Raw genomic sequence first — 15,330 nt, forward strand, 5'->3', positions numbered from 1 at the left:
GCGCTACCGGAAGGCGGACGGCGCAATGTGTGCGGACCAAGGTCCGCACCTACCAGAGCCGGCGGCCGGCGCCGATGCCCGGTAGATCCACGCCATGCGTGGATGGCGGGGTCATTTCACCCCGTGCAGGTCCCGCAGCTGGCTGGTCCGGCTGCCGAAGTACGCCGCCAGATCCGCAATGTCCTGGTCGCTCAGGTCCTTGGCCTGCGGCGTCATCAGCGCATGTTCGCGGTCGCCGGCGCGGTAGGCCTGCAGCGCATGGGCCAGGTAATCGCCGTACTGGCCCCCCAGCTTCGGGTAGGTCGGGTCGATCGGCGCATTGCCGTCGGCACCATGGCAATCGATGCAGCTCTGGTTGGTGGCCTTGCCCTTCACCTTGGCGCGGGCTTCGCCGGCCGCTTCGCGCCCGGCCGGCAGGCCGGCCGACGATGACGAGCCGTGCTCGCCGCTGGCATGGCCAGGATCGGCGGCGGATTTCTCGCTGTTTTCCACCTGCGACTGCGAACAGGCGGCCAGCAGCAGGGCGACGGACAGGGCGATGGCGTGACGCACGGGATGCGCGGCTTTCGACATGGGCGGGCCTTACTTGACGGTGGACAGGTAAACAGCGAGATCGGCGATCTCCTGTTCGCTGAAGCTCATCGACTGCGCCTGCATGGTCGGATGGCGGCGCTTGCCCTGGCGGTATTCGGTCAGGGCCTGGGTCAGGTACTGCTGGCTCTGGCCGCCGATCTTGGGCACCCGGTAACTGGGGTAGGCGTTCTTGTACCCCGTGATGCCATGGCACCCCTGGCAGGTGTAGGCCAGCACCCGGCCATTGTCGAAATTGCCGCTGGGCGCGGCCGGCGCCGGCGTGGCGGCAGGTGCCGGGGCCGGTGCGGGTGTGGCAGGTGCAGAAGCAGGAGCGGGCTGTGCGGCGGCCCCAAGGGGCAGGAGGACGGCCAGAGCGAGACAAGCGGCGAGCGGCTGCGGGCGCATGATGTCGTTTCCGGGATTCGGGTCTGGTCGTTCCGGCGTGGGGTACGGAACTGGTCCCGAGTATAGCCGCAGGTTTCATCTAGCTGAAATGGGGGCGGTCCGACCAGCGGCGTGAAGGCACCATGACCTTTGGGATATGGTGTGGCCGTGAAGTGGTGCATTACTTTGGTAGCACACCTGTCCACACCCCCGTCCACGCATCTTCCAGGGACCCGACGATGTCGTACTCCATCTTCCTGCCAGGCCGCCGCAGCACCACCTGTGCTGCCGCGTTGCTGCTCACCACCTCCCTGCTGCTGAGCGGTTGCGCCGCCGGGCCCAACGCCGAGGCCAAGGCTGAAACCAAGGACGAGAAGAAGGTCGATTCGGTACCGGTGGAAGTGGCCGTCGCCAGCCATCGTGCCGTGGCCGCCAGCTACACCGGCACGGCCGCGCTGGAACCGCGCGCCGAATCGCAGGTGGTGGCCAAGACCTCCGGCGTGGCGCTGGCGGTGCTGGTGGAAGAGGGGCAGCGCGTTTCAGCCGGCCAGCCGCTGGTACGCCTGGACCCGGACCGCGCGCGCCTGGCCGTGGCGCAGAGCGAAGCGCAGCTGCGCAAGCTGGAGAACAACTACCAGCGCGCACAGAAGCTGGTGGGCCAACAGATGGTCAGCGCCGCTGACGTGGACCAGCTGCGCTACGACCTGGAAAACATGCGCGCCCAGTACCGCCTGGCCACGCTGGAACTGTCCTACACCACGGTGGTGGCGCCGATCTCCGGCGTCATCGCCTCGCGCTCGATCAAGACCGGCAACTTCGTACAGATCAACACGCCCATCTTCCGCATCGTCGACAACTCGCGCCTGGAGGCCACGCTGAACGTGCCCGAGCGCGAGCTGGCCACCCTGCGCGCGGGACAGCCGGTCACGCTGTTGGCCGATGCGCTGCCGGGACAGAGCTTCACCGGTACCGTGGACCGCATTGCGCCGGTGGTCGATTCGGGCAGCGGCACCTTCCGCGTGGTCAGCGCCTTCGATGGCGCCGCACACGCGCTGCAGCCGGGCATGTTCGGCCGCATCCGCATCGACTACGACCAGCGCGCCGATGCGCTGGTGGTACCGCGCCTGTCGCTGCTGGACGACGGCGAACCGGCGGTGTTCCGTGTGCGCGCCGGCAAGGTCGCCCGGGTACCGGTGAAGCTGGGCTATGCCGAGGGCCCGTGGGTGGAAATCCGCGAAGGCCTGGCCGCCGGTGACCAGGTGGTGACGGCTGGCAAGGTGGCGCTGCGCGACGGTACCGCCGTGCAGGTCATCGCCGATCCCAACGCCAAGGCCAAGCCGGCCACGGTGACCGCCGCGGCCAAGCCCGCAGACAAGGCCGGGAGCCAGCAATGACCGCCCCGGGCCACGACCACGGTGCCTCGCCGGCGAGCGACGGCGCCGCCGCCGGCATGCGCGGCGGCCTGGTGGAATTTGCCACCCGCCGCCGCGTCACCATCGCCATGTGCACGGTCACCCTGCTGCTGTTCGGCCTGATCGCGCTGGGCAACCTGAAAGTGAACCTGCTGCCGGACCTGAGCTATCCCACGCTCACCGTGCGCACCGAATACACCGGCGCGGCACCGATCGAAATCGAAAGCCTGATCAGCCAGCCGGTGGAAGAAGCGGTGGGCGTGGTCAAGAACCTGCGCAAGCTGAAGTCGGTCTCGCGCACCGGGCAGAGCGATGTGGTGCTCGAGTTCGCCTGGGGCACCAACATGGACCAGGCCAGCCTGGAAGTGCGCGACAAGATGGAAGCGCTGAACCTGCCGCTGGAGGCCAAGGCCCCGGTGCTGCTGCGCTTCAATCCATCCACCGAGCCGATCATGCGCCTGGTGCTGTCGACCAAGGCCGCGCCGGCCAGCGATGAAGACGCGATCCGCGAACTGACCGGCCTGCGCCGCTATGCCGACGAAGACCTGAAGAAGAAGCTGGAACCGGTGACCGGCGTGGCTGCGGTGAAGGTGGGCGGCGGTCTGGAAGATGAGATCCAGGTGGACATCGACCAGCAGAAGCTGGCCCAGCTCAACCTGCCCATCGACACCGTCATCAAGCGGTTGAAGGAAGAGAACATCAACATCTCCGGCGGGCGCCTGGAGGAGGGCTCGCAGCGCTTCCTGGTGCGTACCGTCAACCAGTTCGCCGATCTGGAAGACATCCGCAACCTGCTGGTCACCACCCAGTCGTCCAACGGGAGCGCGGCCGATTCGGCCCTGCAGCAGATGTTCACCATCGCCGCCTCCACCGGTTCGGCGGCCGCCGTTGCCGCTGCGTCGGCGGCGCAGAGCGCGTCGTCCGGCACCTCCAGCGTGGTCGCCAACGGTGTGCCGGTGCGCCTGAAGGACGTGGCCACCGTGCGCCAGGGCTACAAGGAACGCGAAGCGATCATCCGCCTGGGCGGCAAGGAATCGGTGGAGCTGGCCATCTACAAGGAAGGCGATGCGAACACCGTTGCCACCGCGCAGGCGCTGCGCACGCGCCTGGAACAGATCAAGAGTACCTTCCCGTCCGACGCCGAACTGACCACCATCGAAGACCAGTCGCGCTTCATCGAGCACGCCATTGCCGATGTGAAAAAGGATGCGGTGATCGGCGGCCTGCTGGCCATCCTCATCATCTTCCTGTTCCTGCGCGATGGCTGGTCCACCTTCGTCATCAGCCTGTCGCTGCCGGTGTCGATCATCGCCACGTTCTTCTTCATGGGCCAGCTGGGCCTGAGCTTGAACGTGATGTCGCTGGGCGGTCTGGCGCTGGCCACCGGCCTGGTGGTGGACGACTCGATCGTGGTGCTGGAAAGCATTGCCAAGGCGCGTGAGCGCGGCCTGGGCATCCTGCAGGCGGCCATCGTTGGCACCCGTGAAGTGAGCATGGCCGTGGTGGCCTCCACCCTGACCACCATCGCCGTGTTCCTGCCGTTGGTGTTCGTCGATGGCATTGCCGGCCAGCTGTTCCGCGACCAGGCGCTGACCGTGGCCATCGCCATCGCCATTTCGCTGCTGGTGTCGATGACCCTGATCCCGATGCTCAGTTCGCTGAAGGGCCGGCCGCCGCTGGCGTTCCCGGAAGAAGCCGGCGCCGAAGCGTGGCGTCCGGACAGCCGCTGGCAGAAGCCGGTCGCGCTGGGCCGTCGTGGGTTCGTGGCCAGCGTGCGCTGGAGCTTCTTCGCCCTGGCCTGGCTGGTGGTGCGCCTGTGGCGCGGCATCGTGGCCGTGGTCGGGCCGGTCATGCGCAAGGCCAGCGATATCGCCATGAAGCCGTATGCCGGGGCCGAGCGCGGCTACCTGCGCCTGCTGCCGAATGCACTGGCCCATCCGGGCAAGGTGCTGGGCCTGGCCACGCTGGCCTTCGTCGGCACCCTGGCCATGGTGCCGATGCTGGGCGCCGACCTGATTCCGCAGCTGGCCCAGGACCGCTTCGAGATGACGGTGAAGCTGCCTGCGGGCACGCCGCTGAAGCAGACCGATGCGCTGGTGCGCGAACTGCAGCTGGCCCATGGCCAGAGCCAGGGCGTGGCCTCGCTGTATGGCGTCAGCGGCAGCGGTACCCGGCTCGACGCCAGCCCCACCGAAAGCGGGGAAAACATCGGCAAGCTGACGGTGGTGATGGCCGGTGGCGGCAATGCGAAGGCCGAAGCGGAAATCACCGAGCGCCTGCGCGACAGCATGGGCCAGCACCCCGGTGCGCAGGTCGACTTCGCGCGGCCGGCCTTGTTCAGCTTCTCCACGCCGCTGGAAATCGAACTGCGCGGGCAGGACATGGCCACCCTGGAAGTGGCCGGCCAACGCCTGGCGGCGCTGCTGCGCGGCAACGCGCACTACGCCGACGTCAAATCCACCGTGGAAGAAGGCTTCCCGGAAATCCAGATCCGCTTCGACCAGGAACGCGCCGGTGCGCTGGGCCTGACCACGCGGCAGATCGCCGATGTGGTGGTGAAGAAGGTGCGCGGCGACGTGGCCACGCGCTACAGCTTCCGCGACCGCAAGATCGATGTGCTGGTGCGTGCCCAGGAAGGCGACCGCGCCAGCGTGGACAGCATCCGCCGCTTGATCGTGAACCCCGGCAGCAGTCGCCCGGTCACCCTGGACGCCGTGGCCGATGTCATCGCCACCAGCGGCCCCAGCGAGATCCACCGCGCCGACCAGACGCGGGTGGCGGTGGTGTCGGCCAACCTGCGCGACATCGACCTGGGCGCGGCCATGCGCGAAGTGCAGCAGATGGTGGCCGAACAGCCGCTGGGTGCGGGCGTGGGCCTGCATATCGGCGGGCAGGGCGAGGAGCTGGCGCAGGCGGCCAAGTCGCTGATCTTCGCCTTCGGCCTGGCGATCTTCCTGGTCTACCTGGTGATGGCCTCACAGTTCGAATCGCTGCTGCACCCGTTCGTCATCCTGTTCACCATCCCGCTGGCATTGGTCGGTGCGATCCTGGCGCTGATGCTGACCGGCAAACCCATTTCGGTGGTGGTGTTCATCGGCCTGATCCTGCTGGTCGGCCTGGTCACCAAGAACGCGATCATCCTGATCGACAAGGTGAACCAGCTGCGCGAAGCCGGTGTGGCCAAGCACGAAGCGCTGGTGGAAGGTGCACGCTCGCGCCTGCGGCCGATCATCATGACCACCCTGTGCACCCTGTTCGGCTTCCTGCCGCTGGCGGTGGCGATGGGCGAGGGCGCCGAGGTGCGTGCGCCGATGGCCATTACCGTGATCGGTGGCCTGCTGGTGTCCACCCTGCTCACCCTGCTGGTCATCCCGGTGGTGTACGACCTGATGGACCGTCGCGGCGATGCCTATTACCGCGAACGCGGCCGCAAGCACGCAGGTGAAGGCATGCACGGCGCCACCGGCAGCGCGGCGGGCGCGGAGGAACCGGCATGAGCGTTGCCGAGTTTTCCATCCGTCGCCCGGTCACCACCATCATGTGTTTCGTGTCGCTGGTGGTGGTCGGCCTGATCGCCTCGTTCCGGCTGCCGCTGGAGGCCCTGCCGGACATCTCCGCGCCGTTCCTGTTCGTGCAGATTCCCTATACCGGCTCCACGCCGGAAGAGGTGGAGCGCACCATCATCCGGCCGGTGGAGGAATCGCTGGCCACCATGACCGGCATCAAGCGCATGCGCTCGTCGGCCACCGCCGAGGCGGCGTCGATCTTCATCGAGTTCAGCGACTGGGACCGCGATATCGCCATCGCCGCTTCGGACGCGCGCGAACGCATCGATGCCATCCGCAGCGACCTGCCCGACGACCTGCAGCGCTACAACGTGTTCAAGTGGTCCAGCAGCGACCAGCCGGTGCTGAAGGTGCGCCTGGCCAGCACCACCGACCTGACCACCGCATATGACATGCTCGACCGCGAGTTCAAGCGGCGCATCGAGCGCATTCCCGGCGTGGCCCGCGTGGACATCACCGGCGCGCCGCCGAACGAGGTCGAGATCGCCATCGATCCGAACCGGCTGAACGCCCATGGCCTGAGCATCAACGAGCTGAGCGAGCGTCTGCGCACGCTGAACTTCTCGATCTCGGCCGGTCAGATCGACGACAACGGCCAGCGCGTGCGTGTGCAGCCGGTGGGCGAGATCACCGACCTGCAGGAAATGCGCGACCTGGTCATCAACGCGCAGGGGCTGCGCCTGGGCGACATCGCCGATGTACGCCTGAAGCCGGCGCGCATGAACTACGGGCGGCGCCTGGACGGCAACCCGGCGGTGGGCCTGGACATCTTCAAGGAACGCAGCGCCAACCTGGTGGAAGTCTCGCGCGCTGCCCTGGCCGAGGTCGAGGCGATCCGTGGCCAGGAATCGATGCGCGATGTGCAGATCAAGGTCATCGACAACCAGGGCAAGGCGGTCACGTCTTCGCTGCTGGAGCTGGCCGAAGCCGGTGCGGTCGGCCTGATCCTCTCGGTCACCGTGCTGTTCTTCTTCCTGCGCCACTGGCCGTCCACGCTGATGGTCACCCTGGCCATTCCGATCTGTTTCACCATCACCCTGGGCTTCATGTACTTCGCCGGGGTCACCCTGAACATCCTGACCATGATGGGGCTGTTGCTGGCGGTGGGCATGCTGGTGGACAACGCCGTGGTGGTGGTGGAGAGCATCTACCAGGAACGCGAACGCATGCCCGGGCAGCCACGCCTGGCCTCGATCATCGGCACCCGCAACGTGGCCATCGCGCTCAGCGCCGGCACCCTGTGCCACTGCATCGTGTTCGTGCCCAACCTGTTTGGCGAAACCAACAACATCAGCATCTTCATGGCGCAGATCGCGATCACCATCTCGGTTTCGCTGCTGGCGTCGTGGCTGGTGGCGGTCAGCCTGATCCCCATGCTGTCCGCGCGCATGGCCACGCCCAAGCTGGTGCATTCGCAGACCGGCCTGATCGCGCGCCTGCAGCGCCGCTACGCGCAGGTGCTGGACTGGTCGCTGCGCCACCGTGGCTGGAGCCTGCTGGGCATCATGCTGGTGGTGCTGGTCAGCCTGGTGCCGATGAAGCTGACCAAGGTGGACATGTTCGGCGGCGAAGGCGGCAAGGACATCTTCATCGGCTACATGTGGAAGGGTGCCTACACCTACCGGCAGATGTCCGAGGAAGTGGGCCGGGTGGAGGCATGGATCGAAGCGAACCGCGACCGCCTGCATGTGCAGCAGGTGTATTCCTGGTACAGCGAACAGGAAGGCAGCTCCACCGTGGTCACCCTGGACGAGAAGCACGCCAAGGACATCAAGGCGCTGCAGGAGGAAATCCGCAAGGGTCTACCCAAATCCGCGCGCACCGACTACTTCGTCGGCAACCAGGGCGGCGATGGCGGCGGCGGTGGCAACCAGGGCGTGCAGGTGCAGCTGGTGGGCGATTCCAGCACGCTGCTGCAGGAGATCGGCGAGGAAGTGCTGCCGTTGCTGGCCCAGCGCCAGGAGCTGCGCGATGTGCGCATCGACAATGGCGAGAAGGGCGGCGAACTGAAGGTGCACGTCGACCGCGAACGTGCCGCCGCCTTCGGCTTCAACGCCGAACAGGTGGCCAGCTTCGTCGGCCTGGCCCTGCGTGGCGCACCGATGCGCGAGTTCCGCCGTGGCGATAACGAAGTGCCGGTGTGGGTACGCTTCGCCGGCGCCGAACAGAGCAGCCCGGAAGACCTGGCCGGCTTCAGCGTGCGCACCGGTGACGGCCGCAGCGTGCCGCTGCTGAGTCTGGTCAGCGTGGACGTCGGCTCGTCGGCCACCCAGATCGGCCGTACCAACCGCCAGACCACGCTCACCATCAAGGCGAACCTGGCCGAGAAGATCACCGCGCCTGACGGCCGCAAGGCGATCGAAGCGGTGCTCAAGCCGATGAGCTTCCCGGCCGGCTATGGCTACAGCTTCGATGGCGGCGACTATGGCAACGACGATGAAGCCATGCAGCAGATGGTGTTCAACCTGCTCATCGCGCTGGTGATGATCTACGTGGTGATGGCGGCGGTGTTTGAATCACTGCTGTTCCCCGCCGCGATCATGAGCGGCGTGCTGTTCTCGATCTTCGGCGTGTTCTGGCTGTTCTGGATCACCGGTACCGCGTTCGGCATCATGTCCTTCATCGGCATCCTGGTGCTGATGGGCGTGGTGGTGAACAACGGCATCGTGATGATCGAGCACATCAACAACCTGCGCCGCGGCGGCATGGGCCGCACCCAGGCGCTGGTGGAAGGCTCACGCGAACGCCTGCGCCCGATCATGATGACCATGGGCACGGCGATCCTGGCGATGGTGCCGATCTCGCTGACCAACACGCAGATGTTCGGCGATGGCCCGGAGTACGCCCCGATGGCGCGCGCGATTGCCGGCGGCCTGGCGTTCTCCACTGTGGTCAGCCTGCTGTTCCTGCCGACGATCTACGCCCTGCTGGACGACCTGCGCAACGCCGCCGTGCGGCTGATCCGCCGCGCCCGCGGCCTCGACAAAGCCGCGGCCACCGTCGCGTAGCGTCGAGCTTGCTCGACTGCCGCCCATGGCGGCAACACCGTGTGTAGTGGTGGGGGGAGACCGGTCGTAGTGGGGCGGTCTCCCCCTTTTTTTCAACTCTCGTCGACCTTGATCAACTGTGATTTGAACTTCGGGAACAGCGTGATCCGGTGGTTCAGGAAACCCTTCACGCGTGCGGCAGGGTCCAGGCGCCTGACCGGATTCTGCTGCGGCTCTGATGCTCTCCAAAGGCCAAATGCGATGACATGTGTGCCAGGCGGATACTGCTGGAGCCATTCCTGGTCGCTGTGACCGATACTTGCTCCATAGGTCGGCTGTATTCCGTCAGTTCCCACCCTGTGCCTTTCCGGAACCAGATTGAGGAACGTGTTTCGTTGATTCGAACCGGCGGTCGGAAGTCCGATTCGATCCACGACGCCGGCTATCGCAAACGGGTGGGCCGAGGGTTCGGCCTTGCGCAGCATGTTCCAAGCGTCTTCATACCGATCCTCTTCAAAGTAGAACTGGCGCCAAGGGATCTTGCGACTGCCAAAGCGCAGAAGCAGAGTCGCGCTCAGCTCGGCATCCTCCTCGCAGCGTTCGCGCAGCGTGAGGATGTCCATCGTGGTTCGCAGATAGCCATCCAGTTTTGCTCCAGTTCTGATGTAGCCGGTTCTTGTGTGCTCATCTTGATTCTGCGATCCCGCCTGGTAACCCGCCTTCACGAATCGATCGGAGTTGCCAAGTGCGTTATGTAACAGCTGCAGGCGGAGCTCATGCTTTCCTTCTTCCAGGCTTGACAGGAAGTCAGGATCAGATTGATTGGCGATGATCAACTTGAGCCTGCCGGTTGCGTTGTAGCTGCAGCTTGTCGCGTGGTCGGAGTTCTTCGCCGAGGTGAGGCCAATGTATGCTGCCCGCTCTACCGGTTCTTTTCCCTTCGGGCCATTTCGGAGTCCACGTTTCACGAAGCGGACGGACGCAGAGCATCCAACGCCATCACAGAACAGCAGAGGGATCGACTGTCCGTTTTCAGCTCGACGCTGCAGTGATTCGAGCGCATGCCGGTTCCTTTGATTGTCCACGGCGGACGCCATCTTGATGCCTTTTCCCATGCATACCCTCCCAGACTCAAGAACGTTTCCTTGATCATACCGACCGGAAGCGCGGCACAAAAAAGGCCACGCGATGCGTGGCCGTTTTCGCTCTGCAATGATGTGCCAACCAAGGTTGGCACCTACCAATAAACCGGGCATGGCCCGGCGAGGGTGATCACCCCGCGACCTTGCCCCACACCCGGCCGGCGGTCAGCCACAGGCCCAGCATGCTGCCCAGGTTGGTCAGCATGAAGGTCAGCACCACCCGGGTCACCCGGTTGCGGTACCAGCCCTTCAGGCTCTGCGCATCGTCGCGCAGCTTCAGGAAATCCTCGTAGGCCGGCTTGCGCAGGCGCGCTTCTACCAATGCCGAGAACGCACCGGTGGGAATGCTCAGGCGGAACGGCTTGAACGGCGCCACCGCGATCGCGGTCAGGATGCTCAGCGGATGGCTGCCGGCCAGCAGGCAGCCCAGGCCGGCCAGGCCGCCGGTGTACATCGCCCAGGTCGCCAGCAGTTCAGTGCCCACGCCCAGCCCGCCGCGGTAGAAGCCCACGCCGATGCCGGTCACCACGATGGCCAGGATGACCAGGGTGAACCACGGAATGTTGCGCTTCTTCGGCATCGCTTCCAGTTCCGCGCGCAGCGGTGCCGGTGCCTCGTTGTCGGTTTCCAGATAGCGGGCCAGGCCCGCCAGGTGGCCGGCGCCGACCACGGCCAGCACCTCGCGCTGCAGCGGGGTGTGTTCCTCGCGCAGGCGGGTGGCCATGTAGCGGTCGCGCTCGCCAATGATGGTTTCGTACAGCGCCGGGCTTTCGCTGGCGAACTCGCCGAAGCTCGATTCCAGCATGTCGCCCTGCTTGAGCTTCTCGATCTCGTTCTCGCCCACTTCTTCGGACGAGAACAGGCCGGCGCCGAGCCCCGCCACCAGTTTCAGCTTGCCGAAGAAGCCCAGCCGCTGCGACGCGCGGCGGAAGGTCAGGCCCACTTCGCGGTCGATCAGGTGCACCGGCAGGCTGCGCTCGCGCGCCAGGTCCACCGCGCGCTTCAGCTCGGCACCGGGTTCAATGCCCAGCTGTTCGGCCAGGCGGCGCTGGTAGGCCGACAGGGCCAGGTTGGCCGCGAACAGGGCCACGCGGCCCTTGCGGATCACTTCCACCAGGTCCAGCTTGGCCAGCGTGTCCGGATCGCTCAGCGCCTGCAGGCGCTGCGGGTCCAGTTCCACCGCCACCGCATCGAAGCGGCCGCTGTCGATGGCCTTCTCTACGGCCTCCACACTGGCGTGGGAAACGTGGGCGGTGCCCAGCAGGGTGTAGCGCACGCCGTCGCGTTCAACAACGCGCACCGGCTGTCCGGCGAACAGGTCGTCGCCGGTTTCGGGAAGGGTTTCAGTCATGGAATCATTCATTGGAAGGGGCGGTGTCGGCGCCATCGCCGAGCGCGCGCTGCATCTGCACGGTGTCCAGCCAGCGGCCATGCTTGCGGCCCAGGCCTTGGAACACGCCCACCAGGTGGAAGCCGAAGCGTTCGTGCAGCTTGATGGAGGCCGTGTTGGTGGGTTCGCCGATCACCGCCACCATCTGCCGGTAACCGCGTGCGGTGCAGGCGTCGATCAGCGCCTGCAGCAGGCGCGTACCCACGCCCTTGCCCTGGAACGCGGCATCGACATAGACCGAGTTCTCCACGGTCCACTGGTAGGCCACGCGGGTGCGGTAGGTGTTGGCGTAGGCATAGCCGGCCACCTGGCCGCCGATCTCGGCCACCAGGTAGGGGAAGCCGCGGTCGATGATGTCGCGCATGCGCCGCAGCATCTCGGCCGCATCCGGGATGTCGTACTCGTAGGTGTTGACGAAATCGGTCACTTCCACCGCGTAGATCGCGGTGATCGCAGCGATGTCGGCCGGGCCGGCATCACGGATGAGGACGGCCATGCCGGGTCTCCGGATCAGTCGATGTAGCGCTTGAGCAGATCACCGTACGCATCGATGCGACGGTCGCGCAGGAACGGCCAGATGCGGCGCACGTGTTCGCTGCGCTGCAGATCCACGTCGCACACCAGCACGGTGGCGTCGGTGCCGGCTTCGGCCAGGAACTCGCCCTGCGGGCCCAGCACGTGGCTGTTGCCCCAGAACTGGATGCCCGACGCGCCCAGCGGCGACGCTTCGTGGCCCACGCGGTTGCAGCTCAGCACGGGCAGGCCGTTGGCCACGGCATGGCCGCGGTGGCTCAGCACCCAGGCATCGCGCTGGCGGGTCTTTTCGTCCTGCACATCGTCCGGGTCCCAGCCGATGGCGGTGGGGTAGAGCAGCAGTTCGGCGCCGGCCAGCGCCATCAGGCGTGCCGCTTCCGGGTACCACTGGTCCCAGCACACCAGCACGCCCAGGCGGCCGACCGAGGTGTCGATCGGCTTGAAGCCGATGTCGCCCGGGGTGAAGTAGAACTTTTCGTAGAAGCCCGGATCGTCCGGGATGTGCATCTTGCGGTACTTGCCCAGCAAGGTGCCGTCCTTTTCGAACACCACGGCGGTGTTGTGGTACAGCCCGGCCGCGCGGCGCTCGAACAGCGAGCCGACCAGCACCACGCCATGCTTCTTTGCCAGTGCGCCCAGGCGCTCGGTGCTGGGGCCGGGAATCGGCTCGGCCAGATCGAACTCGTCCACCGATTCGTGCTGGCAGAAGTACGGGCCGTTGTGCAGTTCCTGCAGCAGCACCAGTTTCGCGCCCTGCGCAGCTGCCTCGGCCACACGCGCTTCGATCACCGCCAGATTGGCGGCGGCATCGCCGTGGTTGCGCTCCTGGATCAGAGCAACGGTCAAGGGGCTGCGCGAGTTCATGCGGGGTGTTCCTGCGGGGGAAAACCAGCATGTTAGCGCGGATGGCGCGCCGCGGCGTGTTGGCCGCTGAATGGGCCGTCTTTGTAGAGTCGAGCTTGTTCGACTGCTCTACGGTCAGGCCGCGCGCGACCCGCTCCTTGTAGAGTCGAGCCATGCTCGACTGACGCTTCGCACGGATTACGTCAAATGCCAGTCGAGCATGGCTCGACTCTACAAAGGCGGTGCCGGGCGCGGGGCCCGGCGCCCGGCCATCAGGCCTTCAGCAGGCCCTGCGGCAACTGCATGGTGATGCAGTGCAGGCTGCCGTTCTGCCAGATCAGCGAGCGGCAGGGCACCTGCACGATCTCGCGGCCCGGGTGGGCCAGGGCCAGTACGTCGCGGGCCAGGTCGTCGGCCGGGTCGCCGTAGGCCGGCATCAGCACCGCGCCGTTCACGATCAGGTAGTTGGCGTACGACGCGGCCAGGCGGCGACCTTCATCGATCACCGGCTGCGCCCACGGCAGCGGGAACAGGCGGTACGGCGTGCCGTCCTTGGTGCGCAGGGCGGCCAGCTCGTTGCCCATCGCCTGCAGTTCGGCGTAGTGCGAATCGTTCTGGTCGTCGCAGGCCTGGTAGACGATGCTGTCAGGCGAGGCGAAGCGGGCCAGGGTATCGATGTGGGCGTCGGTGTCGTCACCTTCCAGGTAACCGTGGTCCAGCCACAGCACGCGGTCCTGCTGCAGCCAGTCGGCCAGGTCGGCGCTCAGGCTGGCGCGGTCGCGGTCCGGGTGCCGTTCGTGCAGGCACTTCCACGTGGTCAGCAGGGTGCCTTCGCCATCGGTCTCGATGCCGCCGCCTTCCAGTGCGAACGGAATGCTGCGCACCGGTGCATCGTTGAACACACCGGCCTGGTCCAGCACGCCCACCAGCTGGTCATCCAGGGTGGCGTCGAACTTGCCGCCCCAGCCGGTGAAGCGGAAGTCCAGCAGCTGGAAGCCGCCGTCGGCGCGGCGCAGGGTGATCGGGCCCGAATCGCGCAGCCAGGTGTCGTCGTAGGCCGCCGTGGTGAAGTGCACCTTGTCCATGTCGATGCGGTTGGAGCGCAGCCGCATTTCGGCGTAGGTCTCCACATCGTCATCGGCCACGCAGATCAGCACCGGCTGGAAGCGGGTTATGGCCGCAACCAGGGCGATATAGGTCTCTTCCACCTGGCCCAGGCGGTCGGCCCAGTCGGTGTCGGCGGTGGGCCAGGCAATCAGGACGCCGCTCTGGGCTTCCCATTCGGCAGGAAAACGAAGGTTCTGGTTCATGGTCTCGCTACACGGGCCCGCCACGGGCGGGGTGGGGGATCAACGGATCGGCGGTTTCGGGCCGATTTCGTTCGGGTCGGCCTGGTTGGCCACCACATCGATCACTTTCTGCTTTTCAAAGTAGACGGTGAACTGTGGGTACACCCAGCGGTGGATGGTCGGCCACTGGCGCTTCTGGCCGCCGCGTGGCTGCAGCTGTTCGCTCGGCGCGCCGAACTGCGACTGCACCTGCTGCATGCTCTGGCCGCGGACGGGCAGTGCGGTGGCCGGCTTCTCACGGGCGCGGTCGATCAGCAGGGTGTCGGCCAGCGCCGGCGTGGCGGCAGCCAGGGTGGCCAGTACGGCCAGGGTGGACAGGTAACGCTTCATCTCGAACTACTCCCCAGTGGTCAAGAACGGCGATTACAGCAAAAACGGCGGAAAAAAGCCGTATAAACAAAAAACCGCCCGAAGGCGGTTTTTTGCATCGGGTCGCCCCGCGTGGGGCAGCCTGGGCCCGAGGGCCGGAAGGCTTAGCGCTGACGCGCCTTGAAACGCGGGTTCGACTTGCAGATGACGAAGATCTTGCCACGACGACGCACGACCTTGCAGTCACGGTGACGGGCCTTCGCCGACTTCAGGGAGGACAGGACTTTCATGGCATACCTCGGCGTAAACAGTAGTTGTTCGGGTGGAGCGTGGCCGCGATATGCGAAAGACAATCGGCAGTTGACGCTCGTTCAAGCCCGCCATTCTACCGGGCTTTTCTCCGTGGTTTCAAGTGGTTGCACGAAAGTCGCCGCGCAGGGTGTCTGGCAGGGGCTAGAATGGCCCCTTCACACGCGCAAGGACCCCTATGAATCCACTCGCTCCCGTCCTGACCATCGACGGCCCGTCCGGGGCTGGCAAGGGTACCATCAGCCGCATCGTGGCGCGCCGCATGGGCTGGCATTACCTGGATTCGGGCGCGCTGTACCGGGCGGTGGGCGTAGCCGCCAGCTGGGCCGATATCGACACCTCTGACGCATCTGCTTTGGTGCGCTGCACCTTCGATACCCGCGTTCAGTTTGTTGAACAAGGCGAGGCCATGCGCGTGCTGGTCAACGGCACCGATGCCACCGACGAGCTGCGCCTGGAGACGACCGGTGCGCTGGCCTCGGCCATTGCCGCCATTCCCGAAGTGCGTTCGGCGCTGAAAGAGCGCCAGCGC

The 15,330-nt window shown here is 66.2% G+C and carries 13 protein-coding genes; 4 read left to right on the forward strand and 9 right to left on the reverse strand.

Annotation, left to right across the window (positions count from 1 at the left end; all coding sequences use genetic code 11):
* Window positions 1-111: 111 nt before the first annotated feature.
* The gene (locus RTY46_RS17940; RefSeq protein WP_108752862.1) at window positions 112-573 is read right to left on the reverse strand and encodes a cytochrome c; all 462 of its coding nucleotides are present in this window, start codon (window positions 571-573) and stop codon (window positions 112-114) included.
* A 9-nt stretch (window positions 574-582) separates the two neighbouring features.
* Entirely contained in the window at window positions 583-978 is a 396-nt protein-coding gene (locus tag RTY46_RS17945) for a c-type cytochrome (RefSeq protein WP_108752863.1), read from the reverse strand.
* A gap of 218 nt (window positions 979-1,196) precedes the next feature.
* Here RTY46_RS17945 and RTY46_RS17950 point away from each other — a divergent pair, with 218 nt between their 5' ends.
* Genes RTY46_RS17950 through RTY46_RS17960 form a run of 3 tightly spaced genes read left to right on the forward strand, consistent with a single transcriptional unit; the run spans window position 1,197 to window position 8,943 of the window.
* A complete protein-coding gene (locus RTY46_RS17950; RefSeq protein ID WP_312710097.1) occupies window positions 1,197-2,351 on the forward strand; it encodes an efflux RND transporter periplasmic adaptor subunit in 1,155 nt (384 codons plus the stop codon).
* A 56-nt stretch (window positions 2,352-2,407) separates the two neighbouring features.
* Window positions 2,408-5,866 carry an efflux RND transporter permease subunit gene (locus RTY46_RS17955; RefSeq protein WP_312710108.1) on the forward strand — a complete coding sequence of 1,153 codons (3,459 nt, stop codon included), beginning with the start codon at window positions 2,408-2,410 and terminating at the stop codon, window positions 5,864-5,866.
* Entirely contained in the window at window positions 5,863-8,943 is a 3,081-nt protein-coding gene (locus RTY46_RS17960; RefSeq protein WP_312710099.1) for an efflux RND transporter permease subunit, read from the forward strand. The genes RTY46_RS17955 and RTY46_RS17960 overlap by 4 nt, the downstream gene beginning before the upstream one ends.
* Before the next feature lie 92 nt (window positions 8,944-9,035).
* Here the strand turns inward: RTY46_RS17960 and RTY46_RS17965 are convergent, their stop codons facing one another.
* From RTY46_RS17965 to ykgO, 7 genes are all read right to left on the reverse strand, one after another.
* A complete protein-coding gene (locus RTY46_RS17965) occupies window positions 9,036-10,037 on the reverse strand; it encodes a hypothetical protein (protein ID WP_312710100.1) in 1,002 nt (333 codons plus the stop codon).
* A 157-nt stretch (window positions 10,038-10,194) separates the two neighbouring features.
* Complete coding sequence (locus RTY46_RS17970) at window positions 10,195-11,427, reverse strand: TraB/GumN family protein (protein ID WP_312710101.1); 1,233 nt, start codon at window positions 11,425-11,427, stop codon at window positions 10,195-10,197.
* Window positions 11,420-11,950 carry an N-acetyltransferase family protein gene (locus RTY46_RS17975; protein WP_312710103.1) on the reverse strand — a complete coding sequence of 177 codons (531 nt, stop codon included), beginning with the start codon at window positions 11,948-11,950 and terminating at the stop codon, window positions 11,420-11,422. Before RTY46_RS17975 ends, RTY46_RS17970 begins: the two co-directional genes overlap by 8 nt.
* Before the next feature lie 14 nt (window positions 11,951-11,964).
* Complete coding sequence (locus RTY46_RS17980) at window positions 11,965-12,852, reverse strand: carbon-nitrogen hydrolase (protein ID WP_046983810.1); 888 nt, start codon at window positions 12,850-12,852, stop codon at window positions 11,965-11,967.
* A 251-nt stretch (window positions 12,853-13,103) separates the two neighbouring features.
* A complete protein-coding gene (locus RTY46_RS17985) occupies window positions 13,104-14,141 on the reverse strand; it encodes an agmatine deiminase family protein (protein ID WP_312710104.1) in 1,038 nt (345 codons plus the stop codon).
* A gap of 39 nt (window positions 14,142-14,180) precedes the next feature.
* Window positions 14,181-14,510 (reverse strand): hypothetical protein, encoded by a 330-nt coding sequence (locus tag RTY46_RS17990; protein ID WP_108749387.1) that lies wholly within the window; start codon window positions 14,508-14,510, stop codon window positions 14,181-14,183.
* Between the two features lie 143 nt (window positions 14,511-14,653).
* A complete protein-coding gene (gene ykgO, locus RTY46_RS17995) occupies window positions 14,654-14,779 on the reverse strand; it encodes a type B 50S ribosomal protein L36 (protein WP_005409283.1) in 126 nt (41 codons plus the stop codon).
* A gap of 197 nt (window positions 14,780-14,976) precedes the next feature.
* Between ykgO and RTY46_RS18000 the strand changes: the two genes are divergently transcribed.
* Window positions 14,977-15,330, forward strand: a 354-nt coding sequence (locus RTY46_RS18000; RefSeq protein WP_312710105.1) for a (d)CMP kinase, incomplete at its 3' end; no start/stop codon positions are given.

The sequence above is a fragment of the Stenotrophomonas sp. genome, from assembly GCF_032056425.1.
Lineage (GTDB): Bacteria > Pseudomonadota > Gammaproteobacteria > Xanthomonadales > Xanthomonadaceae > Stenotrophomonas.